This is a genomic window from Nostocoides vanveenii, assembly GCF_039531165.1.
GTDB lineage: Bacteria > Actinomycetota > Actinomycetes > Actinomycetales > Dermatophilaceae > Nostocoides_A > Nostocoides_A vanveenii.
In genome coordinates this window covers 128152-151289 of sequence record NZ_BAAAPN010000057.1, presented here as the reverse complement: position 1 = coordinate 151289, position 23138 = coordinate 128152, and the positions used below count along the sequence as shown (strand labels likewise).

The following is a 23138-nucleotide window of genomic DNA, read 5'->3' as shown; positions in this document are numbered from 1 at the left end:
CAGAGCACACCAAATCCCCGTCGAGCGGGTCAGGGCGTCCACAGGGGCAACAGGTCGGCCATGCGCGCGCGTATACCGCTCCAGCGCAGTCCCCCTCGATCCTCGGCATCCTCCCAGGTCAGGCGACCCGTCGCGAGACGGAGCCAGGTGTCGGCGTCGGTCTCGACGGTGTTGGGCGGTGTGCCACGCCGATGGACCGGCCCCTCAAGGCACTGCACCGCACCGAAGGGAGGTACGCGCACCTCGACGCTTCGACCGGGATGCCGGGTCGCCAGTTCCTCGAGCGTAAAGCGCACGGCGGTCGCCAGCGCCTCGCGACCAACCGCGCCGCCCGGGCCTACCGAACCGCCCCCCATGGCGCCCAGCTCACCTGTACCGACGAGGTCGGGCCGGCGTGCAGGGTCGGTCGCTTCGGCCCACGCGGCCAGCGCCGCGCGTCCGGAGTCGACAGGGATACGGCGACGCGGCGGCATACGTCCATCGTCGCTCATGCCGGGCCGTCGTCCGGCGACTCGCACCGGAGACGGCCCGCCAACCAGCGCGCGGCGTCAGCCCCGGTAGGGCCGTGCCTGCGCCGCTGCGTAACGCGCATCGGCCGCGTCGATCGAGGCCCTCGAGGACAGGTCGACCCCGGCGCGCGCGGCGGCTGCGCGCGCCGCGGGGGTGGTCAGGTCGGGAGCCACGAAACGTTCCGGGACGATCGTGCGATCGGCGGCGGCATACGCACGCTGCTGCGCGGCCAGGCGAGCAGCCGAAGCGGCGGCCCGCTCGCGGATAGCGGGCGTGACCCGCAGGACCGAGCCGGTCACCGACGGGCTGACGACGGGGAAGTAGCCCGAGGAGTGACCGACGACCTTCGGGTGATAGGACTCCGAGATGGGGCTCGACAGGCCGTTGATCCACTCCGCGGAATCGCAAACCGCATGTCCCACAAAGACATTCGACGGATTGGCAAAACTGAAGCCGTTGGCTGCAGCCACGGCCGCTAGCTTGGCGTTGAGCAGGTCGGCCGTCTGGTTCAGGCGCGCCTCCTCGGTCGGCGAGAACCAGGTGAAGGCGTTGCAGTCCTCGCCGTTGAAGATGCGCGGGTAGCCAACGATCGTCACCTTGGCCTGCGGCGAGCGCGCTCGGATCGAGGCATAGAGCGTGGACAGGGAGGTCGGCAGGGTGTTGTTGATATAGGCCTGCGCCTTGTCGATCGCGCCCATGCAGTTGCTCATCCATGACGGCTGCGCACACGTGGTCAGCACGCCCGCGAAGCCGGCGTCATTACCGCCCACCGACATCGTGACATATGCCGTGCTCGTCGTCAGCGCGGACAGTTGCGTGTTCGTGACGTCGGCCACGGTCGCCCCGGAGCACGCGCGGAAGTTGAGCGCGTAGCCCTTTGCGCTGGCGATCAGGCTCGGGTAGGCGTAAACCGAGCGGGCGCAGGACGTGCCCGTCGTTGATGTAGGTGCGGGTGCCGACGCCCGAGGAGTAGCTGTCGCCGAGCGCTACATACGACGATCCGGCAGCACCCGCCGGGGCGGCGGTGACGGCAAACAGGGCAAGGGCGGACGATCCGGCGAGCACGCCCAGCGGGCGGCGGGCGAGGGACCTGGACTGGGGGGCACGACGCATTGACTCTCTCCTTCGGTCTCGCCTGTGAACTGGCGGTTACCGCAGAGTAGGGTCTTCAGGCCCGCCGCGTATACGGAATCGACACCATCCCCATGCGCAAAGCCGCGGCGTCCGTGCTGTCCTCGCCGTGAACCGCCGATCAGGGGGCCAGCGGCCAGGCCGCAGCCCCTATCGGGCCGACGCGAGCGGCACGAAGCGCGCGCCCGTGAGCCGCTCATAGGCCTCGACATAGCGGGCGCGGGTCTGCTCGACGACCTCGGCGGGCAATGGCGGCGGAGCATCCCCGGAGGACTTGGACCACCCGCTGGCCGGTGAGGTGAGCCAATCGCGCACAAACTGCTTGTCGAAACTCGCCTGCGCGCGACCCGGCACCCACTCGTCGGCCGGCCAGAAGCGCGAGGAGTCGGGGGTCAAGACCTCATCGGCGAGCACGAGCGCGCCGCCGGCGTCAAGGCCGAACTCGACCTTGGTGTCCGCGAGCAGGATGCCGCGCTCCGCGGCGATGGCGTTGCCGCGCCGGAGGATCTCCACGGTCAGCTCACGCAGTTCGGCGGCCCGGCCGGGACCGACGAGGGCGACGACATCGGCATACGTGATGGGTTCGTCGTGCTCTCCGGCGGGCGCCTTCGACGATGGCGTGAAGATCGGCTCCGGCAGCCGCGAGCCGTCCACGAGGCCGGCCGGCAGCGGAAGCCCACTGACCGCTCCGGTCGCGGCGTACTCGCCTAGGCCACCACCGGTGAGGTAGGCGCGCGCGACGCACTCGACCGGCACCATGTCCAGTCGCCGGACGAGAATGGCGCGCCCGGCGACGGCATCCGGGACGTCGGTCGTCAGCACGTGATTGGGCAGCAAGTCCGCGAGTTGGTCGAACCACCAGAGTGAGAGACGGTTGAGGATCTCGCCCTTGTCGGGGATCGCCGGGTCGAGGATCGCGTCATAGGCCGAGATGCGGTCGCTGGCCGCGAGAAGCAACCGGTCGGGGTCGTCCTCGCCGGCTGCGTTCAGCGGCACATAGAGGTCGCGCACCTTGCCCGAATACAGGTGCCGGTAGCCGGGCAGATCGAGCGCGGGTGTCATCGTGGTGAATCCTTTCGGGCGTGGTCAGCCGGGATGAGGATCGCGTCGCGCTCGGCCCTGGCCGCGATATCACGGCGAAAATGCCCGCCCGCCAACCCGATTCGCCCCATCGATGCGTATGCCGCAGCGCGCGCCTCGGCCAGGTCGGCGCCGCTCCCGACGACGCTGAGGACGCGTCCGCCACTGGCGCGCAGGACACCGTCGGCGTCCCGGGTCGTCCCGGCGTGGAGCACGTATGCCGTGTCCGATTCCGCGTCGTCCAGCCCCGTCAGCTCACCGCCGAGTTCGGGCGCGTCGGGGTAACCGGGGGCGGCCAGGACCACGGTGACACTCGGCTCGTGCCGCCAGTACAGGGCCTCGGCGTGATCGAGTTCGCCGGTGGCGGCGGCGAGGAGGAGCTCGGCGAGCGAGGTGACGAGCCGGTCGAGAACGACCTGGGTCTCGGGGTCGCCGAAGCGGACGTTGAACTCGACCACCCGCGGGCCGCGGCTGGTCAAGGCCAGGCCGACGTAGAGGACCCCGACGAAGGGCATGTCGAGATTGCGCATCTGGTCGATGGTCGGCTTGGCGATCCGTTCGACAACGTCCTCGACCAGCCCGGGTGGGGCCCATGGCAGGGGTGAGTACGCGCCCATACCGCCGGTGTTGGGGCCTTGATCGTCGTCGGCGACACGTTTGAAATCTTGGGCCGGAGCAAGCGGGATGACGGTGCGGCCGTCGCTGATGCAGAAGAGCGAGACTTCCGGCCCGTCGAGATACTCCTCGATGACGATCCGGCCATCGGGCCGGGCCAGGCAGGCGTCGGCATGGGCGAGCGCGGCCTCGCGGTCGTCGGTGACGACGACCCCCTTGCCTGCGGCGAGGCCGTCGTCCTTGACGACGTAGGGGAAGCCGAGGGCGTCCAGGGCCTCCTCGACCTCCGCCCGCGTGGTGCAGACGTGCGCGAGCGCGGTAGGGACCCCGGCTTCGGCCATGATCCGCTTCGCGAAGGCCTTGGATCCCTCGAGTTGTGCCGCGCGTGCGGAGGGACCGAATGTCGGTATGCCTGCGTCACGCAGGTCGTCGGCGACCCCCTCGACGAGCGGGGCCTCTGGGCCGATGACGACGAGGTCGACGGCGTGTCGCCGGGCGATCTCGACGACCGCCGCGCCATTGGTGACGCCGCCGTCGACGGGCTCGCAGTGCGCAATCTGGGCGATGCCCGGGTTGCCGGGGGCCGCGATGACCGCATCGACCATCGGATCGGCCGCGATGGACTTCACCAGGGCGTGTTCGCGGGCGCCGGACCCGATGACGAGAACCTTCACGCGCCCATTCTTCCCTGCCCGCCCCCGCCGCGTGTCCGCCGCCAGCTCGGGCAGCCACCGACGAACGATTCGTCGACGATCGGCGAGGCGGGGCTGCGAGGAACGAGCGCACCCCACGAGCGCATGAGGAGCGGTGAGCGCCAGGCGCACCCAGCCACCCGCGACCGGTTCGTCGACGATCGGCGAGGCGGGGCTGCGAGGAACGAGCAGACCCCACGAGCGCATGAGGAGCGGTGACACTCCCCGCTCACCCCGCCACCGACGACCGGTTCGTCGACGATCGGCGAGGCGGGGCTGCGAGGAACGAGCAGACCCGCCGAGGCGGTGAGGAGCGGTGACACTCCCCGCTCACCCAGCCACCCGCGACCGGTTCGTCGACGATCGGCGAGGCGGGGCTGCGAGGAACGAGCAGACCCGTCGAGGCGGTGAGGAGAAGAACCCAGAGAAAATAAAGGCGGCGCGGTGTTCCCGGGGAGCAGGGGGGTGTTCCCCCGGGAACACCGCGCCGGGCGTGTGGCGCCTGACTTGGGGAAGCCGGCGCTCTGCACGCGGGTTGACACGGGATCAACCGATGAAAGTTTTACAAACTTCTACTCGCGAGTAAAGCCCAGCCCTGTCGTCTGGCCGTCATTGACGGAAACCCGCCAGACTGGCACGCTGGGAAGCGTGACCGAAGTCCGGCCCGCGCACCGGGAGCGCCTGCACTTTCCCCAGTTGATCTCGGAGGGCGAACTCAGCGTCGTCTACCTCGCTCTGCTGAACGACCCTGTCGCAGATCGGGATTCACTGATCGCCAGCGGCTTGGACGCCGAACTCGTCGACGGCGCCGTGCTTATCCTGCGCTCGCGCGGCATGGTCGTGGTGGGCGACGACGGCTCCTGGGATGTTCCCGAGCCGGACATTGCCGTTCCTGCCTGGGCAGCGGACACCGAGCGGCGCGCCCGCGGGTGGCGCGCCAACGCCAGCAGCATGCACCAGATGTACTCGGCCGCGCGGGCGACCCCTGTGCCCGATTCCGGGAGCCGCGAGCTGCATACGCTCGCCGACATCGCGTCCGCCACGTCCACGATCACAGCGGCCGCCAGTCGCGAGATTCTCTGTATCCGCGCCGATTCCCGCCGCACCCAGCAGATGCTCCTCGACCCCTTCAACAGCCACCGGGAGTTCTTTCGCAACGCCCATGGCGAGGTCGTCCGGATCAGGGCGATCTACGACCCGTCGATCCTCGACCTCGACGGCACGCTCGAGGCATTGCGTGAGCGGGTCATCGGCGGCGAAGAGGTCCGCTTCACTGGGCCGATCCACTTCTCCGCCGTGATCGTCGACGACACCGCCGCTGTTGTCGAGTTCAGCAATATCGACGCCAGCGGCGCCGGCGCGATGGTGCTGCGGAGCAAGCCCTTTGTCGCTGCTCTCGTCCGGTTGGCGGAGACCCTCTGGTCGGCCGGTATGCCGCTCCTCGCCGAGGAGGACAGCCCCCAGCCCGAGACCATCGCCTCTCGCGACGCGATCATTGTCGGCCTCCTCGCCGGCGGGGCGACCGACTCGACGATCACCCGGCGCCTGAACATCTCCCAGCGCACCGTCGAGCGTCGCATCCGTCACATCATGGACTCGCTCGGGGCGACAACGCGCTTCCAGGCGGGCGTCGAGGCCGTTCGCCAAGGCTTGGTCTGACGTGACGCCTCGTTCGAAGCACCGGTCCTGCGGGCCGTAAGATCGGTGGTTCCCCCGATGTCGATATGAAGAAGCCGTAGTGACTACGTCCCCGCCTCCCACCCCGGTTTCCGACGTCCTGACGCGAGAGATTGCGGCCGAGCAGGCCCACGTCGACCGCGTCTACGCCGAGTTGGCCAAGGCCAGCGAGCGCGCCAATCTGGTTGCCGTCGACGGTCTTGCCCGCGGCCGCACCGATCGCACCGGCGATGTGCGCGACGAGGAGATCACCGGTCTCTTCGAGCGGGATGCCCTGGTGTTCAACGCGGCACGGCGCCAAGCGGCACTGGATCGCCAATACGAGGGCCTGGTCTTCGGCCGCCTCGACCTAGTCGACCTCGGTGGTCTTCGCGAGGCACCGGCGCCCGACCTGCCCGACGAGTGGTGGCTCGATCCCGAGCGTGAGGTCCGCTATATCGGCCGGCTCGGGGTGCGTGATGAGGACTATGAGCCGTTGGTCATCGACTGGCGCGCTCCAGCGGCTTCGGCCTTCTATCGGGCGACCCCGGTCCAACCGCACGGGGTGATTCGGCGACGCGTGCTGCGCAGTTCCGCTGCGACCGTCATCGGTGTCGAGGACGACCTGATGGCGCCGGCGGCCCCGGCGGATCTGGAGATCACCGGCGACGGGGCCCTGATGGCCGCCCTTACTCGCTCGCGCGGGGCTCAGATGCGCGACATCGTCGCGACCATCCAGCGCCATCAGGACGAAGCCATTCGCGCACCGGGCCGGGGGGTTACGGAGATCACCGGAGGTCCCGGCACCGGCAAGACGGTCGTCGCGCTGCACCGCGCGGCATACCTGCTCTATTCGGAGCGCCGGAAGTACGAAGCGGGCGGCGTTCTCGTCATCGGCCCCTCATCGGCCTACACGGCCTATATCGAGCGCGTGTTGCCGTCGCTCGGTGAGGATTCGGTCACGCTGCGATCACTCGGCGATGTCATCGAGGTGTTGAGCGCGGGGCGCGTCGATCGACCGGAGGTCGCCGCGCTCAAGGGCAGCCTGCGGGTCCGGCAACTGCTCGACCGAGTTGCCGGCGGGCGGATTCCGGACGCGCCGGAAAGCTTCCGCGCCTTTGTCGGTGGCCAGGCAATCACCTTGCCCCCCAACACACTTGACGGCATCCGCGCACGGGTCCTACGCGGTCACCGGCGCAACGCCGGGGCTGCGGCCGCCCGCGGGATGCTCGCGGACGCGGCTTGGGCGACCCATCGGCAGGGGGAGCGAGCCGACTTCCTCGAGGCCTTCGGGGAGTCGCTGGCTGTCGACGACTTCATGGAGGCGTGGTGGCCCCAGGTGGACCCGCGCGAGGTGTTGCTGTGGCTCGGGGACACGGATACCTCATACCGGCACGGGCGAGGCGTCTTCACGGACGGTGAGCTTGCCGGCATTGCGCTGTCGATGCGTGACGCCCTCGACGTGGGGTCGTGGACGGTGGCCGATATCGCCTTGATCGACGAGCTCGCGGCGCGGCTCGGGCCCGTCACCGACAACGGCGACGAGGAACGCGGCTTCTACGAGATCGATGATCTCGACGACGTCTCCAATCGGGAGTTCCGCACCCTCGGCGGACCGGCCAGCATCGGACGGGCAGCCATGGAACGCGCCAGCGATCCGCGAGATGCGTTGTTGCGCAACCGTATCGGGCTGCCCGAAGAGTATGCGCACATCCTGGTCGACGAGGCTCAAGACCTATCCCCCATGCAGTGGCGGATGATTGGCCGGCGCGGGGAGTATGCGTCGTGGACCGTGGTCGGCGACGCCGCGCAGGCCTCCTGGAACGACCGGGTCGAGGCGCTCCGCGCGCGCGACGACGCCTTCGGCCGGCAGCCGCGCCGGCATTTCCATATGGACACGAACTACCGCAACGCCCGCGAGATCTTCGACTACGCGCGGGACACGATCCTCCCCCTCGTTCCGGACGCCGACATTCCGAATGCCGTGCGGGGGACGGGCATTCAGCCCGAGGTGCGCGAGTTGGGCCTGGACACCCTCGCGGACACCCGAGCTGCCGTCGACGATCTCGCCGCAACCGTCGGCGGGTCGATCGCCGTCATCACACCGAGCCGGTATGCCGATCGCCTGGCCCCGCTCGATGGCGCGCACGACGGGCGGGTCATCGTCATCGATCCGCTGTCCACCAAGGGCCTGGAGTATGACGCGACAGTCGTCGTGGACCCCGACGCCATCACTGACGAGGCGCCCGGTGGAGTCCGCGTGCTCTATGTCGTTCTCACTCGTGCGGCCCACCGGATGACCGTGTTGCGCACCTAGGTCCGTGACGAAACCACGTACGGACGGGTCCCCGCGACGTAGTGGAGCTGGGTCCCACGCTCTCGCTCACGAGCGCAGCGCTTCCAGGGTGCGCAACCAGAACTCGGCAACGTTGGGCGCGAAGACTCTTTTCTCGCAACGCATCTCGGCGGCAACACGCGAACATTCCTCCTCCGCCAGAGCCACGATCTCGTCGGGGTAGCCATAGAGGAGCCGATGCTCGGCGAATTCGTCCTCGTCATCGACAAACACCTCTCCGGTGATCCGCCGGCACACGTCGAGGTCAAGATCGACCGCGCTCCACCCCGCCTGCGACCACTCGGGGACAGTCGTGATGTCGGCATAGATCGACAGGTCGCGCGCGGGATGCGGCCGGTAGAACATCGCGACGAATGCCCGATTCTTCGGCACAACCAGCACGTCGGCCGCGTCGGTCACGAACGCGCGGGGTCCACCGGACCAGGCATTGCCGGCGTGCTCCCCCATCCAGACCCCGTGCTCGTCCTCGCCCAAGTAGCGCACGGTGGCACCGTGGTGCCGACGACCGTCGAACTTGCGATAGCGGCACTCGACCGGATCCCCGACGGCGAAGGTTGGCACTCGGGTAGTCAAACACACCGTAAACCCCCGAGCCTCGAGAAGTTTTGTATTGCCCACTTGACACAAGATTGTCCTCGGTCCATGCTTGCTTGTATCAATACTTCAACACAAGTAAGGATCTCGACATGCACGTGCTTCTTTTCGTGCCACTGCTGGCCGTGACACTGCTCGTGGTGCTCATCGTCGGCATCGTCCGACTCGTCCGGAATCGCGACCTGCGTACGGGCGCTGCCGGCGCCGACCTGCGGGCCGTCGAACGCTGGACGACGCTCTGGCGCTGGGTCGGCGTGCTGCTCGGGGCCTGCCTCGCGGTGGCTGCGTTGGCTCAACAAGACGTGGGCCTGGGCCGGCTCGCCCTTGCGGCACCAGCGATCGCCGGTTGCTCGGTGCTCCTGGCCATCATGGTCGGCGAGTGGACGATCCGGCCGAGCAGCGCCCAGCGCCGGACGGCCAGCCTCACCAGCCGCTCGTTCGCCACCCTGGTGCCGCGAGCCCGACTCTGGGTCACGGCTACCGGAATCGCCACTCTGGCAACGCTTCTCGGCATCGGCATGGCGACAGCCTCTCCCGATGACCAGGGACGCGCCGGCCGCGCCCTCACCGCGACGTGCGTGCAGGATCTGTCCGGCATCGGTTCCACGGTGCTCACCGCGACCAACGGCCCCTGGCCGGGCACCTACTACGCCCTACCGGCTGCCCTCATCATGCTGGCTACCATCGGCTTCGGCATCGTGGCGGCACGCGCCATCCGGGACCGGGCGAACCCGGACTCAAGCCACGCGGCATACGACACGCATTTGCGGCGCGACGCCATGCGCCGCGTCGTGAGCGCAATCGGCGCGACGGCATGGGGGACCGCGGGCCCGATCGCGATCGTGATGAGCTCGGCGCTGCACGGCAATGGCTGCGTCACCGGCGGTGACCCCTTTGCCGGAGCCGCTCTCCTCATCGCACTGATCAGCCTGGTCATCGCCATGGTCCTGACCGCAACCGTCCTTCTGCCCGCCCGTGCGCCAGAAGCTGCGGCCCGCGAAAACGCGGCACCCCGGGCCCGGTCATGAGCACCGACATCACCGTCGACCTCACCGATCCGACTCCACCATATGAGCAGCTTCGCCGCCAGCTCGCCACGCTCATCGAGACCGGGCAACTCGGCACCGGCGAGCGGCTCCCACCCGTCCGCCAACTGGCGAAGGATCTCGGGATCGCCAACGGCACCGTCGCGCGTACCTATCAAGAACTGGAGCAGGCCGGCCTGGTGAGCACGCGACGAGGCGGCGGCACAACGGTTGCCCCCGTGCATCTCTCGCCGCAGCAGGTGACCCGGTCCCGGTTGGAGGCCGCCGCGACGGCGTATGTCGCGACCGTCCGCACGCTCGGCCTCGACGGCGACGAGGCCCGCGCCGCCGTGGAGGCCGCGTGGGCGCGCACGGCGGACCTCGGCGGATAGGGCTTGACCATGACACGGTGTCAGACGATTGCGTGGAGATCGCCATGTTGAGCATCGGAGATTTCGCCAGACGGGCCGGGGTGTCGGTGCGGATGCTGCGCCACTACGACCGGCTCGGCCTGCTCGTGCCGACACGGGTGGACGAGTTCACCGGCTATCGGTTCTATCGCGCCGACCAGCTCGGCCGGGTCAACCGCCTGGTCGCGCTGAAGGACCTGGGCTTCACGTTGGAGCAGGTTGGCCAGGTCCTGGACGGCCGGCTCAATGACCGGCAGTTGCATCATCTGCTGACCACCCGCCGCGACGAGTTGGCCGCTCAGATCGCGGGCGACCGGCTCCGGCTGCATCAGGTCGAGGCGAGACTCCGATCAATCGAAAAGGAGAACACCATGTCCCACAACGAAACTCGCCTCACCAGCCTGCCAGCGCTGCAGGTGGCCCAACTCAGCGTCACTCTGACCGAAGGCCAGAGTGTCGGCGAGGTGGTCAGCCCGCTCTTTGGCCGGGTGGCCCAACTGGTTGCCAGCTCCGGCGCGCAACGCCGTGGCCCCGACATCGGCCACTACGGCGACGACAGCGGGGCCATGACCGTCGCCGCCGCGGCACAGCTGGCCCTCGAGGACACGCCGCCCGGCCTGGTGGCCGCCACCCTCGCCTCGGTCGAGCACGCCCTCGTCGCCACCTACGCGGGAGTCGAGATCGACGGCATCTCCGACGCGTGGCAGGACCTCGCCCGCGAGGTCGAGGCCCGCGGCCTGACGCCCGTCGGGCCCTGCCGCGAGGTCTACCTGCAGACCCCGCATGACGGCGACGCCGGCTGGGTCGTCGAACTCCAGCAACCCCTAGCATGACGATCGTCGCTGCGGCTCCTGTTCCTGCCGGGGGCGGGAGCCACAGCGGTCGTCAGCGGCCTGCGGGCCCGCGGTCACGGAGTCAGGGTTGGAATGAAGGTCCCGTTGCTGGTTTGCCGGCGATCAAGTTCGTGGCGAATGTGCTCAGGGCAGCCGTCGGCCGTCGTCGCTCAGCGCCAGTCCCGAAGCCCGCTCATTGGGTGCTGCGGTAACGCGGAAGAGATCTTGAGGACCTGTTTGGTGACCCGGCCGGCGAGAAAGACCTGTGGCAGCGATTGCGCGGCGCCGCCTACGACGGTTGGCGCGAGCTTGCCAAAGGCAATCCGGTTGCCATCAGCCGAGATTGCCAGTCCGTCGAAAGAGTGACGGGTCGGTTGCGTCCGAGCTCACCAGCTGCGTTCGTTTCGAATCCAGGTCGCGCACATAGACGCGCCACCGCACGGTTGTTGCACCCGCGACCAGGTCCGTGCCGTTCGAGACGAACGCCACATGTCGACCGTCCGCGCTGATTGCGGCCAACCCATTGCGCCCGGTGCGCGAGGGCGCACCCGCGGCGCTGACACTGACCAGTTCCGTAGCACCCGTGCCAAGATTCTTGACGGTGATGTCACCGCACCGCAGGCATCCGGCGAGATGGAAGTCGATATAGGCCGCGTAGCGACCATCCGCGCTCACGACCGGCCGGCTAGCTGAGTAGCTCTGCAGGAGGCGTACGACCTTGCCAGTGGCCGGATAGAGGACGCTCGGCGCCACCTGCGCCAGGCCACCATTGGAACCGAGCACACCGACCACCGTGCCGTCACGATTGGCCCGCGGGAGAGGTAATACCAATCAGCAACGGGACCTCCGATGAGCTGCTGCGGGGCTGCCGTCCCGATCTGCCGATAGATGGCTCCCGCACGGTCACCCCAGAACACTGCTTTCCCATCCCCGATCATGGAGGAGCCGCGGACGTCGAGGGCCCCGACAACCACCTTGGCGCCGGTGCTTCGATCGATTCGAACCAGCTTGTCGGCCCAGTCATCGTGGGCGAGGACGTACCGGCCATCGCTGCTGATCGTCACGACGGTCGACTTCGCGAGCACCGGGGTAGCGGGGCCGACCGACGTGGCTGCGGCCACGAGGGCGACGGCACCAACGACACCAACGGTGTGCACACGCGTCGCGCGTGCGGCCGACGGCACACGAAGAACTGTCATACGGGCATACTCCTCGCGCGCCGGAGCCGCGCGCACGCGACCCCTGCTTAGTCCAGGAGTGGGAAGCGCTCGATGATCTCGTCGCGGCCCGGGCCGACACCGATGGCCGAGACGCGCGCGCCGATCAGCTCCTCAACGCGCAGGACGTAGGCCTGCGCATTGGCCGGCAGGTCATCGAAGCTCCGGCAGGTCGTGATGTCCTCCCACCAGCCGTCCATGACCTCGTAGATGGGCGTGGCGTGGTGGAAGTCGGTCTGATTGACCGGCATCTCGTCGTGCCGGACCCCGTCCACGTCATAGGCCACGCAAATCGGCACCTGCTCCAGCCCGGTGAGGACGTCGAGCTTGGTGACCACGAAGTCGGTGACGCCATTGATCCGGTTGGCATAGCGCCCAATCACCGTGTCCAGCCAGCCACAACGCCGCGGCCGGCCGGTGGTGGTGCCGTATTCGAAGCCGGTCTTGCGCAGGAACTCGCCGGAGTCGTCGAAGAGTTCGGTCGGGAAGGGCCCCTCCCCGACACGCGTCGTGTACGCCTTGAGGATCGCGATCACGCGGCTCACCCGCGTCGGCGGGATGCCCGACCCGGTGCAGGCGCCACCCGCGGTCGCCGAGGAGGAGGTGACATAGGGGTAGGTGCCGTGGTCGACATCGAGCAGCGTCGCCTGCCCCGCCTCCAGGAGCACATTCGCTCCGACGTCCAGCGCCCGCTCGAGCACGAGCGAGGTGTCGGCGACCATCGGGGCCAGCCGATCGGCATACGACAAGAGATCGGCGACGACCTCGTCGGCGCTGATCGCGCGCCGGTTGTAGATCTTGGTGAGCACTTGGTTCTTGAAGCCCAGGGCGGCCTCGACCTTTTGCTCCAGGATGTGCCGGTCGAAGAGGTCCTGCACGCGAATCCCGTTGCGGGACATCTTGTCTGCATAGGTGGGACCGATGCCGCGGCCGGTCGTGCCGATCTTGCGGGCCCCCAAGAATCGCTCGGTGACCTTGTCGAGCGTGCGGTTGTAGGGCGCGATGATGTGGGCATTCGCGCTGACGAGCAGCTTCGCCGTCGAGACCCCGCGGGCCTCCAGCCCGTCGATCTCGTGGAAGAGCACTTCGAGGTCGATGACCACGCCGTTGCCGATCACCGGCGTGCACGTCGGCGTCAGGATGCCGCTGGGCAGCAGGTGCAGGGCATATTTCTCGCCGTCGATGACGATGGTGTGCCCGGCGTTGTTGCCGCCGTTGAATTTCACGACATAGTCGACCGCCGACCCCATCAGGTCGGTGGCCTTGCCCTTTCCCTCGTCGCCCCATTGGGCGCCGACCAGCACGATCGCCGGCATGTCGCCTCCCCTTCGTCGGATGAACCGCAGCACAGGCTAGCCGTATGCCTGCCCGGTCGCCGCGCCCGCTTACCCATGCTTGACCGGCCTGCAGGTGTAGCGTGGTGTAAGGAGGTGCATCGACGGTGGCACTGAATATCAAGAACGACCGGGTGTGCGCCCTTGCCCGAGAGGCGGCGGAACGCACCGGGCGTACTCAGGTCAGCGTGCTTGAAGCGGCCCTCACCCGCTATCTCGACGCCCTCGACGATCCCGACAGCCGCGACCTCGGCGACCCTGCTCAGCGCCGGTTCGACGATGCGCGCGCAGTCGTCGCGGAGTTCACGCGCACGGTCACCGACGATGACCGGGCAGCCGTCAGGCACGACCTTGACGCAATGTATGACGAGGCGGGACTGCCGCTCTCATGATCATCGAGACGTCCGCGCTGGTGTCGATTCTGCTCGATGAGCCAGAGAGCGTGCGTTTGACACGTGCCGTCAGCACGGCCAATAGACGCTGGCTGTCCGTGGCGAACTACGTCGAGGCATCGGTTGTTCTCCAGCGCCGCTTCGGGACCCCGAGGTTGGCCGATGTCGATCGACTCTGCACGGCACTCCAGATCTCGATCCGCTCGGTGACTCCACGGATGGGCGATCTGGCGGTGCAGGCCCACGTGCGCTATGGCCAGGGCTCGGGCCACCCGGCCGGCCTCAATTTCGGCGACTGCTTCGCCTACGCCCTCGCCATGGATTCCGGGCAACCGCTGCTCTTTGTCGGGCGCGACTTCGCGCGCACCGACGTCCCAGCCGCCGCCTGGTAGCACCCGTGGCCGGGGCGGCACCACCCGCGCCACCCCCGCCGCTGCCCACGCCCCCGGCGTCAGCCGTGGTGGTAGGGCGTGGTCGTCGCGACCCGATAGAGCCCGAGGCGAGCCAGGATCGGCTCGGAGTTGGGCGACGCATCGACGCGCGCATAGCGCGCACCGCGTTCCAGCGCCCAGTGCGCGCGCCTGGCGAGGACCGCGCGATAGAGCCCCAGGCCACGCCACTGCGGATGCGTGTTGCCGCCCCAGAGGCCGGCGAAATCCGTTCCGGGAGTGAGGTTTACGCGGGCCGCGCACAGCACCGGCCCCTCCGGGGACTCCTCGGCGAGTACGGCATACTCGTGCGGGTCGCGGCGCTCAATCGGGTCGCTGTCGGCGCCCTCGACGGGCGCCCGCGGACCGTGCCCCTCAGCGCCCCAGACCAGCGCGCCGAGGTCGTCGATCCGGCGCAGATCGCCGAGCGTGCGCACCTCACGGATGCTGACGCCCTCCGGGATCGGGACCCGATCGACGAGATCGGCGAGTTCGCCGAGCATCAGCGCCTCGTCGTCGCCCGACTCGAATCCGGCAGCCACCAGTCGACCACCGATGTCGGCCGGCACGTCATACGAATAGGTCTTCCACTCCAGCGGGATGCCGAGGCCGGCGAAGTGATCGCGCTCCCCGGCGATCGTGACGTCGGGTGCGTCGCCGAGCCCGTCGGGGCTCTCGACCATCGCCCACTGGTCGGCGGGGTTGGTCGACCAGGTCCGCCAGATCAGCCCGACGCGCTCACGGACGGCCTCGGGGTCGCCCTCCCCGACGCCCGTGCGCACCTGCCGGTGCAGGGCCGCCAGGAGCTCAGCCGGCGTCAGCGCCACCGTCAGAGCCCCAGATCGCGGGCGGCCTCCGCCGACGACGCGCGCAAGAACTCCGTGCACCGCACCCGCTCGTCCTCCTCGCCGATGGCTGCAGCGGCATAGGCAAGGGCGGCCAGCGCGCGCAGGAAGCCGCGGTTGGGCTCGTGGGACCACGGGATCGGCCCCTGGCCGCGCCACCCCGCCCGGCGCAGTGCGTCCAGTCCGCGATGGTAGCCCGTGCGGGCATAGGCGTATGCCGTGACCGCCTCCCCCCGGGCGAGCGCCTCCTCGGCGAGCAGCGCCCACGCGAGCGAGGAGGCCGGGCACGCCTTGGCGGCGTCGATCGGCGCGACCCGGTATTTCAGGGCGGCGTCGGCCGGATCGACGGGCAGGCGAGTCTCGGGAGTCCCAAGCAGATCGGTCATACGGGGACTCTCTCACGGTAGGGAATGCGCAGGGGAAACCCCTCGTTCGCGCGGGAAAACTTCCCATGCGCACGAGGGGTTTCCGGCGTCGGGCGGGAAAGCTGGCCCCTCCCACCCATCCGGTAGGGGTGTCCGGGACTTAGGCGTGAGTCCCGGCCGAGCGGAGGTTCTGGCAGGCCTCGACGACGCGGGCGGCCATACCGGCCTCGGCGTCCTTGCCCCAAGCGCGCGGGTCGTACTGCTTCTTGTTGCCGACCTCGCCGTCGACCTTCAGCACGCCGTCGTAGTGCTGGAACATCCAGGCGGCGACCGGGCGGGTGAAAGCGTACTGGGTGTCGGTGTCGACATTCATCTTCACCACGCCGTAGTCGACCGCGGCCGAGATCTCCTCGGGCAGCGAGCCCGAGCCACCGTGGAAGACGAGCGCGAGCGGCTTGGAGCCGGCTTCGAGGCCCTTGGCGGCGACGATCGCGTCCTGGCACTGGCGCAGGATCTCCGGGCGCAGCTTGACATTGCCGGGCTTGTAGACGCCGTGCACATTGCCGAACGTCAGGGCGGCCATGTAGGCGCCGTTCTCGCCGAGGCCGAGCGCCTCGACCGTCTTCAAAGCGTCCTCGGGGGTGGTGTAGAGCTGCTCGTTGATCTCGTTGGCGACACCGTCCTCCTCGCCACCGACGACGCCGATCTCGACCTCGAGGATGATGTTCGCGGCCTTGGTCAGGGCGAGCAGTTCCTCGGCGATCTGCAGGTTCTCGGCCAGCGGCACGGCCGAGCCGTCCCACATGTGCGACTGGAAGATCGGCAGCCCGCCGGCCTTGACGCGCTCGGTGCTGGCCGCAATGAGCGGGCGCACGAAGCCGTCGAGCTTGTCCTTGGGGCAGTGGTCGGTGTGCAACGCGATGTTGACGGGGTAGTTCTTCGCGACCTCTTCGGCATACGCCGCGAGAGCGAGCGAGCCAGTGACCATGTTCTTGATCGTCGAGCCGGAGGCGTACTCGGCGCCACCGGTCGAGACCTGGATGATGCCGTCGCTGCCGGCCTCCGCGAAACCGCGAATGGCCGCCGTGACGGTCTGGCTAGAGGTGATGTTGATCGCCGGGTAGGCGAACGAGCCGGCCTTGGCTCGCTCGAGCATGTCGGCGTAGACCTCGGGAGTTGCGATGGGCACGGGCTTGCTCCTTTGTGCGTGATGCCTGTGATGACTTTTACTCCACTTCGATCCTCCCATGAGCGCCGCACGGCCGGGTGCCCGCGTCTCATCGGCGGCGCCCGGATGCCGTTCTTTCGGTCGGCTTCTGAGATGGCGACGAGGTCAGCCGGTGAAGGCCTTGGCGAGCATGATCATCCGCGCCCGGAAGGCGTTCGATTGCGGCGCGAAGGACGCCGCCCAGACCGCGTTGATGACCAGCCGCACCAGGGTCCACGCGGCCACCCGGTCGGGGTCGAGACCGGCCGCGTCGGCGACGATGTCGGCACGCAGGCGCACATGCATCCTCGGGTTGTGGGCAGCGGCCGTCGCCTCGGCGCGGTTCCAGACGATGGGGGCCACGGCATACGGCCATTCACCGGAAACCGGCTTGGGGTCGATGGCCAGCCACTGCCCGCGGGCCGGGTCGAGCGGGGCCAGGACGTTGGCGTCGTGCAGGTCTTCGTGGACGAGGCGGCCCTCGACCTCGCCGTCCAGCAAATGGCCCAGCGTCGCCGACGCCTGCTCGGTCAGCCGGCGCGGAACGAGCGGCGTGCCCTGGGCGAGCACCTCGCGCCAGCGCGCGCCCTTGGCCGACAGCCGCTCGTACTGCGGGCCGGCCGGCCGGTCGAGCGTGTTGACGAGCGTCCCGATCACCTCACAGGCCTCCAGGATCGAGACCTCCGTCAGGGCCCGCGGCGCGAGCCGCTCCAACAACAGGACGTATGCCGTGGGCTCCGCCGCCAGCAGCCGCACAGCTCCTCGGCCGCTCCAGTCACGAAGCGCGAGATGCTCCAGACGCGCCTCCCCATGCGGCCAGGTCAGTTTCAGAATGGCCGATCCATCGGGTGTCTGCGCACGGAAGTCGTTGCCGCGCAACCGGACCGGGACGACGAGCGCACACTCGCCATGCTGGACCTCACCGTCGGGTACGAGATCCCACCGGCCGAGCGAGGCCTCGATGAGTGCCGGCAGCCGACGCAACCAGTCCGCGCCCGACACCTCCGGCTCCGGCGCCCGGCCGGCGATCGTCGCACGGAAGGACTCCGGGATCGGGACGTGCGGCATCTGCCGAACCTATGTCACGCGCGTGACCAGGCCCTAGGCATGCGGTGAGCAGACTGGCGCCTGTGCCCAGGCAGCCGGACCCCGCGCTGATCGTGCTCGTCGGCGCGGCCGGGTCAGGCAAGTCGACCTGGGCCGCCGCGCACTATCGCGCGTCCGAGATCGTCGCCTCGGACGCCCTGCGCGCCGTCGTCGGCACGGGATCGGCCGATCTCGACGCTTCGGCCGACGCCTTCGCCGCACTCGACCTCATCGTGGCCGCGCGCCTACGGCGGGGATTGACGACGGTGATCGACACGCTCGGCCTGGATGATGCCCGCCGCGCGGCCCATCTCGACGCCGGCCAACGTGCTGGTTTGCCTTGCGTGGCAGTGCATTTCACCTCACAGGCGGCGGTTTGACGCCCGGAACGCCCTGCGCGACCGACCTGTCCCGGCACGGGCGCTAGGTCATCAAGTGCAGCGATCGCGCGCACTCGCCGCCGTCCTGTCCGGGGGAAGGTTGGGCCGAGGTCCTGACAGTCGCCCCCACGCCCGTCGCCCCGGACGCCTCGTTCGTCGAGGCCCGGACGTCTCATCCGGGGACGCATCGGACGTGAGCAGGCGCGGTGGCCGCTACGCCTGCCTCCGCACGCAGGCCACTGGACAAACCGTGGCCACGACCACCGGGAGCGGGCGTCGACGACGTCCTCAACATTTCCCGATTGGCGTGGGGCGCAGATCCCGCCGGCTGGCTGCGCTCGATGGCGCTCGCCGCGGATGAGGCCGGTTTCGCCGGAATCGCGCTGATGGACCACCTGATCCAGATTCCTCAGGTCGACCGCGCCTGGGAGCCGATCCCGAGCCCTAGGTCGCGCTCGGCCTGCTCGCCGGCCTGTCGACCAGGTTGCGGCTCGGCACGCTCGTCTCCCCTGTGACCTTCCGCCGACCCGGCGTGCTCGCCAAAACCCTAGCCACCCTCGATGCCCTCTCGGCCGGACGCGCCTTCGCCGGGATCCGGGCGGGGTGGTGAGAGCGGGAGCATGCGGCACACGGGATCCCCTTCCCGTCGCCGCGAGAGCGACTCGACGAGGTCGAACGCAGCATCGAGACGATGCGTGCGCTCTGGGCTACCGGGACCAAGCCGTATGCCGGGGTCCACGCCGGCCTGCCCGAGACCACAGGCTATCCGCGCCCCGTGGGCCGTGTCCGATCGTTATGGGCGGCAACGGATCTCGCACCCTGCGCATTGCCGCCCGGCTCGCCGACGCCGTCAACCTGCCCAGCGACCAACGCACCTTAAGCGACCGACTGGCGCGACTGCATACGGCCTGTGGCCCCGTCGGACGCGACCCGTCCGACATCGCGATCACCGTCCTGGACGTCACTGTCCTGGGCGCCCACCGGGAGGATGTGGCGCGGCAGGTCGAGAAGCTGCGGGTAAGCACCGGCGCGGTGGCCTTTGCCGAGCGGCACCATGCCGGCACCCTCGGCGATCAGCGGCGCCGGCGCGACCGGCTGGTGGGACGCGGCGTGGGGACCATCTTCCTGGCGCTGCCGCAGGTGCGCCGGCCCGAGGACCCCGCCCCCTGGTCCCCCCTTGCGACCGGGACCTGACGCAAACGCCCGAACCCGCCCGCCCCCTCTCGTCGAGCGGCTCCGGGCCGACTCGGCGCTGGAGCCGCGCTCAGCGCCCGCGCCGGATGAGCGAGAAGGGTGCCTGCACAACAGCTGGATCGGGGACCTCGTCACGTCACGGACCGCCCACGTCGCGACACGCGCTTGCCGTCAGTGAAAGCGGTTCCATACCCTGCCCGTATGGACCGCGTGCCGAACGGACCCAGCGGCGACGACTCACGCTCGGGGCCCCCGGGCGACGCTGCGCTGCGACGCGATATCCGGCGACTAGGGGATCTGCTCGGGCAGACCTTGGTGCGCCAGGAGAGTCAGGATCTCCTCGACGCCGTCGAGGCCGTGCGGGTGCTGACCAAGCGAGCCCAGACCGGCGAGGACTCGGCGGCCCGGGAACTGGCCACCCGCCTGGCCGCGGTGGATCTGCCCACCGCCATGAATATGGTGCGGGCGTTCGCGACCTACTTCCACCTGGCCAATATCGCCGAACAGGTCGACCGCGCCGCCCACCTCGCGGAGCGGCCCGAGGATGCCGATTGGCTGGTGGCCGCGATGGACGCCGTCGTGGCCGAACGTGGCGCGCCGGCCCTGACCACCTCGTTGAGCCGGCTCTCGGTGCGTCCGGTCTACACGGCCCACCCGACCGAGGCCAGCCGCCGGACGGCACTGCTGAAGCTGCGCGAGATCGCGGAAGCCCTGATCGCCTACCGTGCGAAGCCGAGCGCACGCACCGAGCGGCAGCGCGATCGGCGCCTCGCTGAGATCATCGAGTCGATGTGGCAGAGCGACGATCTTCGCGTCGATCAGCCCACCGTCGCCGACGAGGCTCGCAATATGTTGTTCTTCGTCGACGGCCTGCTTGAGGAGACGGTCCCGAAACTGCTCGCGGACCTGGCCGAGGAGGCCGAGCGGCGGGGTGCCTACCTGCCGGCGACGGCGCGGCCGCTCGTCTTCGGCAACTGGATCGGTGGCGACCGGGACGGCAACCCGAATGTCTCGCCGGAGACGACCATCGAGATCCTCGTGATGCAGCACGCTGTCGGCATCCGGGGCCTGATCGCCATGGTCTCCGAGTGCGTCGACGAGGTGTCGATGTCGACAAAGCTCGTCGGCGTCACGCCGGCGTTGGCGGCCAGCCTCGAACGCGACCTGGCGACCCTGGAAATCGAGGACCGGATCCGGCGACTCAACGTCGAAGAGCCCTACCGGCTCAAGCTCAGTTGTGTGCGCCAGCGGCTGAACAACACGCGCGAGCGGATCGCCGCGCGCCGCCCGCACCGGCCGGGTCACGACTATCTCGGTCGCGAAGAACTCCTCGAGGACCTGATGCTCATCAAGGAGTCGCTGCTGGCGAACAAGGGCGAACTCATCGCCCGCGGGGCCCTCGCCCGGCTGATCAGAACGGCGAGCGCCTTCGGCCTGCAGGTGGCGACCATGGATGTGCGCGAACACAGCGACGCCCACCATCACGTGCTTGCGCAGCTGGCAGACCGGGCCTCCGGTGTCCCTGGCGAGTATGCCGCCCGCTCCCGCCCGGAGCGCCTAGCGTGGCTTTCCGGCGAACTCGCCGGCCGACGCCCGTTGACGCCCACGCCGCCGCCGCTGGATGCAGACGGCACGCGTACCTTCGACACCTTCCGGGCAATCCGCACCGCGAAGGAGTGGTTCGGTCAGGAGGTCATCGAGAGTTACATCGTCTCGATGACCCAGGGTGCCGACGACCTGCTCGCCGCCGCGGTGATCGCCCGCGAGGCCGGGCTGGTGGATCTCGCCACCGACGCCGGCCGCTTGGCACGTGCAGACATCGGCTTCGTGCCCCTCCTGGAGACCGTGGAGGAATTGCGCTCCGCCGGAACGATTCTCGATGAACTCCTGAGTGCGCCGGCATACCGGCAGATTGTCGAAGCGCGCGGCGGGGTGCAGGAGGTGATGCTCGGCTATTCCGACTCCAACAAGGACGCGGGCATCACCACGAGCCAGTGGGAGATCCACCGGGCCCAGCGCGTGCTGCGCGACACCGCGGCCCGACACAACATCCAGCTGCGTCTCTTTCACGGCCGCGGCGGCAGTGTCGGCCGAGGCGGCGGGCCGACACACGAGGCCATCCTGGCCCAGCCCTTCGGCACGCTGTCCGGGGCGATCAAGGTCACCGAGCAGGGCGAGGTCATCTCCGACAAGTACCTCCTGCCGGCCCTGGCCCGCGAGAACCTCGAGCTGACCATCGCCGCCGTGCTGGAGGCGAGCGCGCTGCATACGAAAGCCCGCACCGGCGAGGCAGAGCTTCTCGAGTACGACGCCACGATGACCCGGATCAGCGACGCAGCGTTCGCGGCCTACCGCGGCTTGGTCGATGACCCGAGGCTGCCGACCTACTTCGCCCAGTCCACGCCGGTCGAGCAGTTGGGCGCGTTGAAGATCGGGTCGCGACCCTCGAAGCGGCCGGACAGCGGGCTGGGGCTGGCCGGGTTGCGCGCGATCCCGTGGGTCTTCGGCTGGACCCAGTCCCGGCAGATCATCCCCGGGTGGTACGGCGTGGGGACCGGCCTGCGCTCGGCGCTCGATGCCGGGCAGGGCGATCTGCTGCGCGCGATGTATGAGCGATGGCACTTCTTCCGGACCTTCATCTCCAATGTCGAGATGATGTGCAAGAAGACGCGGCTGGACATCGCGGAGAACTATGTGGAGGCGCTGGTCGACCCGGCGCTGCACCCGATCTTCGACCTGATCAAGGCCGAATATGCGCGCACCGTCGCCGCGGTCCTGGAGATCACCGGCGAGTCGGAGCTGCTGGAGGCGCAGCCGACCCTCAAGCGCACGCTCGAGGTGCGCGACCGCTATCTCGACCCGATCAGCTACCTGCAGTTGTCGATGCTGGCGCGCATTCGGGCCGGCGATACCGACCCGGATCTGCAGCGGGCCCTGCTGCTGGCCGTCAACGGGGTGGCGGCCGGCCTGCGCAACACCGGCTGATCCGAGAATGGCAACGGGCGCAGAACGTTGCCATTCTCGGGGTGGCCGGACTCTCAGGCCCCGGTGGGGTGGTGGGGTCAGGCGCCCGGCCAGTTGTGGGCGCCGGCGCAGTTGCTGGCGTGGATCCGGCCGGACTCGGTGATCGCACCCGCGTCCCAGTCGTAGTAGGTGATCGACGTCAGCCGCTCGCTGTAGGCATGGATCGTCACCGCGGGATCGACCAACTCATTGCGCAGGTCGTGAATCTCGCCGGGGCCGATGACCGAGGTCAGGCCGGGTCCGAATTTGCGCGGCAACAGCCGGCCGCGCTCGTCGGGACGGACCTCGGTCAGCACGCCGCGCACAGTCCGGAAGGCCGAGGTGGCGTAGTCGTGGCTGTGCAAGAGCGTGCCTTGGAAAGTCGGCCAGGTGGCGACCCACACGTGCACGTCCTCGCGCACCGGCACACGAGCCCACGTATGACTGCGCCCGTCACCGACGAGGGGCGCCCACGTCTGCGGATTCGCGGCCACCCGCTCGACGATGTCGCTGAGCAGGGCCTCGGTCAAGCGGCGGCGCAACTCCACCTCAGTGCACATGCCCGAGGACGGGTTGGTCAGGACGGTGGTCATCGGGCACTCCTTCGGTGGATACGGTCGTTCGGCCGCCCCGAACATAACACACTCTTTGGATATAGGTAACACGTAGTTATCTTGCAGACAGGTCGACTCGTTATCCTGCCTGGGCACCAGGGGACCGCCTTCGGGCGCCTGCACGCGCATTCGACGGGCCTGGAGTGTGCTCTGACACGTCAATGGCCCATT

General features: G+C 69.1%; 23 protein-coding genes. 11 read left to right on the top strand and 12 right to left on the bottom strand.

The genetic code is table 11. The features are described from left to right. Positions 1-29: 29 nt before the first annotated feature. The 4 genes from ABD209_RS13620 to purD form a co-directional block, all read right to left on the bottom strand. A complete protein-coding gene (locus ABD209_RS13620) occupies positions 30-473 on the bottom strand; it encodes a sterol carrier family protein (RefSeq protein ID WP_344067335.1) in 444 nt (147 codons plus the stop codon). A gap of 75 nt (positions 474-548) precedes the next feature. Beyond that, positions 549-1400: an SGNH/GDSL hydrolase family protein gene (locus ABD209_RS13615; RefSeq protein ID WP_344067501.1), complete on the bottom strand. Its 852-nt coding sequence runs from the start codon at positions 1398-1400 to the stop codon at positions 549-551. Positions 1401-1791: 391 nt separating this feature from the next. Beyond that, a complete protein-coding gene (locus ABD209_RS13610) occupies positions 1792-2703 on the bottom strand; it encodes a phosphoribosylaminoimidazolesuccinocarboxamide synthase (RefSeq protein ID WP_344067333.1) in 912 nt (303 codons plus the stop codon). Next, entirely contained in the window at positions 2700-4010 is a 1311-nt protein-coding gene (gene purD, locus ABD209_RS13605) for a phosphoribosylamine--glycine ligase (RefSeq protein ID WP_344067331.1), read from the bottom strand. The genes ABD209_RS13610 and purD overlap by 4 nt, the downstream gene beginning before the upstream one ends. A gap of 666 nt (positions 4011-4676) precedes the next feature. Here purD and ABD209_RS13600 point away from each other — a divergent pair. Both ABD209_RS13600 and ABD209_RS13595 read left to right on the top strand, forming a co-directional pair. Then, positions 4677-5687, top strand: a complete 1011-nt coding sequence (locus tag ABD209_RS13600; protein WP_344067329.1) for a helix-turn-helix transcriptional regulator — start codon at positions 4677-4679, stop codon at positions 5685-5687. A 79-nt stretch (positions 5688-5766) separates the two neighbouring features. Continuing rightward, entirely contained in the window at positions 5767-8001 is a 2235-nt protein-coding gene (locus ABD209_RS13595; RefSeq protein ID WP_344067327.1) for a HelD family protein, read from the top strand. Positions 8002-8067: 66 nt separating this feature from the next. On the opposite strand, the gene ABD209_RS13590 is transcribed toward ABD209_RS13595, so the two are convergent. Next, positions 8068-8601, bottom strand: a complete 534-nt coding sequence (locus tag ABD209_RS13590; RefSeq protein WP_344067325.1) for a DUF402 domain-containing protein — start codon at positions 8599-8601, stop codon at positions 8068-8070. 125 nt (positions 8602-8726) lie between these two features. Here ABD209_RS13590 and ABD209_RS13585 point away from each other — a divergent pair, with 125 nt between their 5' ends. From ABD209_RS13585 to ABD209_RS13575, 3 genes are read left to right on the top strand one after another with little or no spacing between them, the layout of a single operon-like run. Beyond that, positions 8727-9662: a hypothetical protein gene (locus ABD209_RS13585; RefSeq protein WP_344067323.1), complete on the top strand. Its 936-nt coding sequence runs from the start codon at positions 8727-8729 to the stop codon at positions 9660-9662. After that, the gene (locus ABD209_RS13580; RefSeq protein WP_324385658.1) at positions 9659-10051 is read left to right on the top strand and encodes a GntR family transcriptional regulator; all 393 of its coding nucleotides are present in this window, start codon (positions 9659-9661) and stop codon (positions 10049-10051) included. Before ABD209_RS13585 ends, ABD209_RS13580 begins: the two co-directional genes overlap by 4 nt. A gap of 17 nt (positions 10052-10068) precedes the next feature. Further along, entirely contained in the window at positions 10069-10902 is an 834-nt protein-coding gene (locus ABD209_RS13575; RefSeq protein WP_344067321.1) for a MerR family transcriptional regulator, read from the top strand. Between the two features lie 333 nt (positions 10903-11235). On the opposite strand, the gene ABD209_RS13570 is transcribed toward ABD209_RS13575, so the two are convergent. Together ABD209_RS13570 and ABD209_RS13565 are read right to left on the bottom strand one after the other, a co-directional pair. Then, entirely contained in the window at positions 11236-11685 is a 450-nt protein-coding gene (locus tag ABD209_RS13570) for a TolB family protein (RefSeq protein ID WP_344067319.1), read from the bottom strand. 463 nt (positions 11686-12148) lie between these two features. Beyond that, complete coding sequence (locus ABD209_RS13565; RefSeq protein ID WP_344067317.1) at positions 12149-13435, bottom strand: adenylosuccinate synthase; 1287 nt, start codon at positions 13433-13435, stop codon at positions 12149-12151. A 125-nt stretch (positions 13436-13560) separates the two neighbouring features. On the opposite strand from ABD209_RS13565, the gene ABD209_RS13560 reads away from it, so the two are divergent. Together ABD209_RS13560 and ABD209_RS13555 are read left to right on the top strand one after the other, a co-directional pair. After that, a complete protein-coding gene (locus ABD209_RS13560) occupies positions 13561-13845 on the top strand; it encodes a type II toxin-antitoxin system VapB family antitoxin (RefSeq protein ID WP_324385654.1) in 285 nt (94 codons plus the stop codon). Then, positions 13842-14237, top strand: a complete 396-nt coding sequence (locus ABD209_RS13555; RefSeq protein ID WP_344067315.1) for a type II toxin-antitoxin system VapC family toxin — start codon at positions 13842-13844, stop codon at positions 14235-14237. The genes ABD209_RS13560 and ABD209_RS13555 overlap by 4 nt, the downstream gene beginning before the upstream one ends. Positions 14238-14296: 59 nt before the next feature. Here the strand turns inward: ABD209_RS13555 and ABD209_RS13550 are convergent, their stop codons facing one another. From ABD209_RS13550 to ABD209_RS13535, 4 genes are all read right to left on the bottom strand, one after another. After that, positions 14297-15100 carry a GNAT family N-acetyltransferase gene (locus ABD209_RS13550; protein ID WP_344067313.1) on the bottom strand — a complete coding sequence of 268 codons (804 nt, stop codon included), beginning with the start codon at positions 15098-15100 and terminating at the stop codon, positions 14297-14299. A gap of 2 nt (positions 15101-15102) precedes the next feature. Continuing rightward, positions 15103-15504, bottom strand: a complete 402-nt coding sequence (locus ABD209_RS13545) for a DUF3151 domain-containing protein (RefSeq protein WP_344067311.1) — start codon at positions 15502-15504, stop codon at positions 15103-15105. 139 nt (positions 15505-15643) lie between these two features. Next, positions 15644-16672, bottom strand: a complete 1029-nt coding sequence (gene fbaA, locus ABD209_RS13540) for a class II fructose-bisphosphate aldolase (RefSeq protein WP_344067309.1) — start codon at positions 16670-16672, stop codon at positions 15644-15646. A gap of 144 nt (positions 16673-16816) precedes the next feature. Next, complete coding sequence (locus tag ABD209_RS13535) at positions 16817-17758, bottom strand: aminoglycoside phosphotransferase family protein (protein WP_344067307.1); 942 nt, start codon at positions 17756-17758, stop codon at positions 16817-16819. A 62-nt stretch (positions 17759-17820) separates the two neighbouring features. Between ABD209_RS13535 and ABD209_RS13530 the strand changes: the two genes are divergently transcribed. The 4 genes from ABD209_RS13530 to ppc all read left to right on the top strand — a co-directional run bounded on the left by ABD209_RS13530 (position 17821) and on the right by ppc (position 22335). Then, positions 17821-18156, top strand: a complete 336-nt coding sequence (locus ABD209_RS13530; RefSeq protein ID WP_344067305.1) for an AAA family ATPase — start codon at positions 17821-17823, stop codon at positions 18154-18156. Between the two features lie 511 nt (positions 18157-18667). Beyond that, a complete protein-coding gene (locus ABD209_RS13525; protein ID WP_486348462.1) occupies positions 18668-18766 on the top strand; it encodes a hypothetical protein in 99 nt (32 codons plus the stop codon). After that, positions 18760-19350 (top strand): LLM class flavin-dependent oxidoreductase, encoded by a 591-nt coding sequence (locus tag ABD209_RS13520; protein ID WP_486348461.1) that lies wholly within the window; start codon positions 18760-18762, stop codon positions 19348-19350. Before ABD209_RS13525 ends, ABD209_RS13520 begins: the two co-directional genes overlap by 7 nt. 201 nt (positions 19351-19551) lie before the next feature. Then, the gene (gene ppc / locus ABD209_RS13515) at positions 19552-22335 is read left to right on the top strand and encodes a phosphoenolpyruvate carboxylase (protein ID WP_344067299.1); all 2784 of its coding nucleotides are present in this window, start codon (positions 19552-19554) and stop codon (positions 22333-22335) included. Positions 22336-22412: 77 nt separating this feature from the next. Here the strand turns inward: ppc and ABD209_RS13510 are convergent, their stop codons facing one another. Next, a complete protein-coding gene (locus ABD209_RS13510; protein ID WP_324385647.1) occupies positions 22413-22946 on the bottom strand; it encodes a cupin domain-containing protein in 534 nt (177 codons plus the stop codon). Positions 22947-23138: the final 192 nt, after the last annotated feature.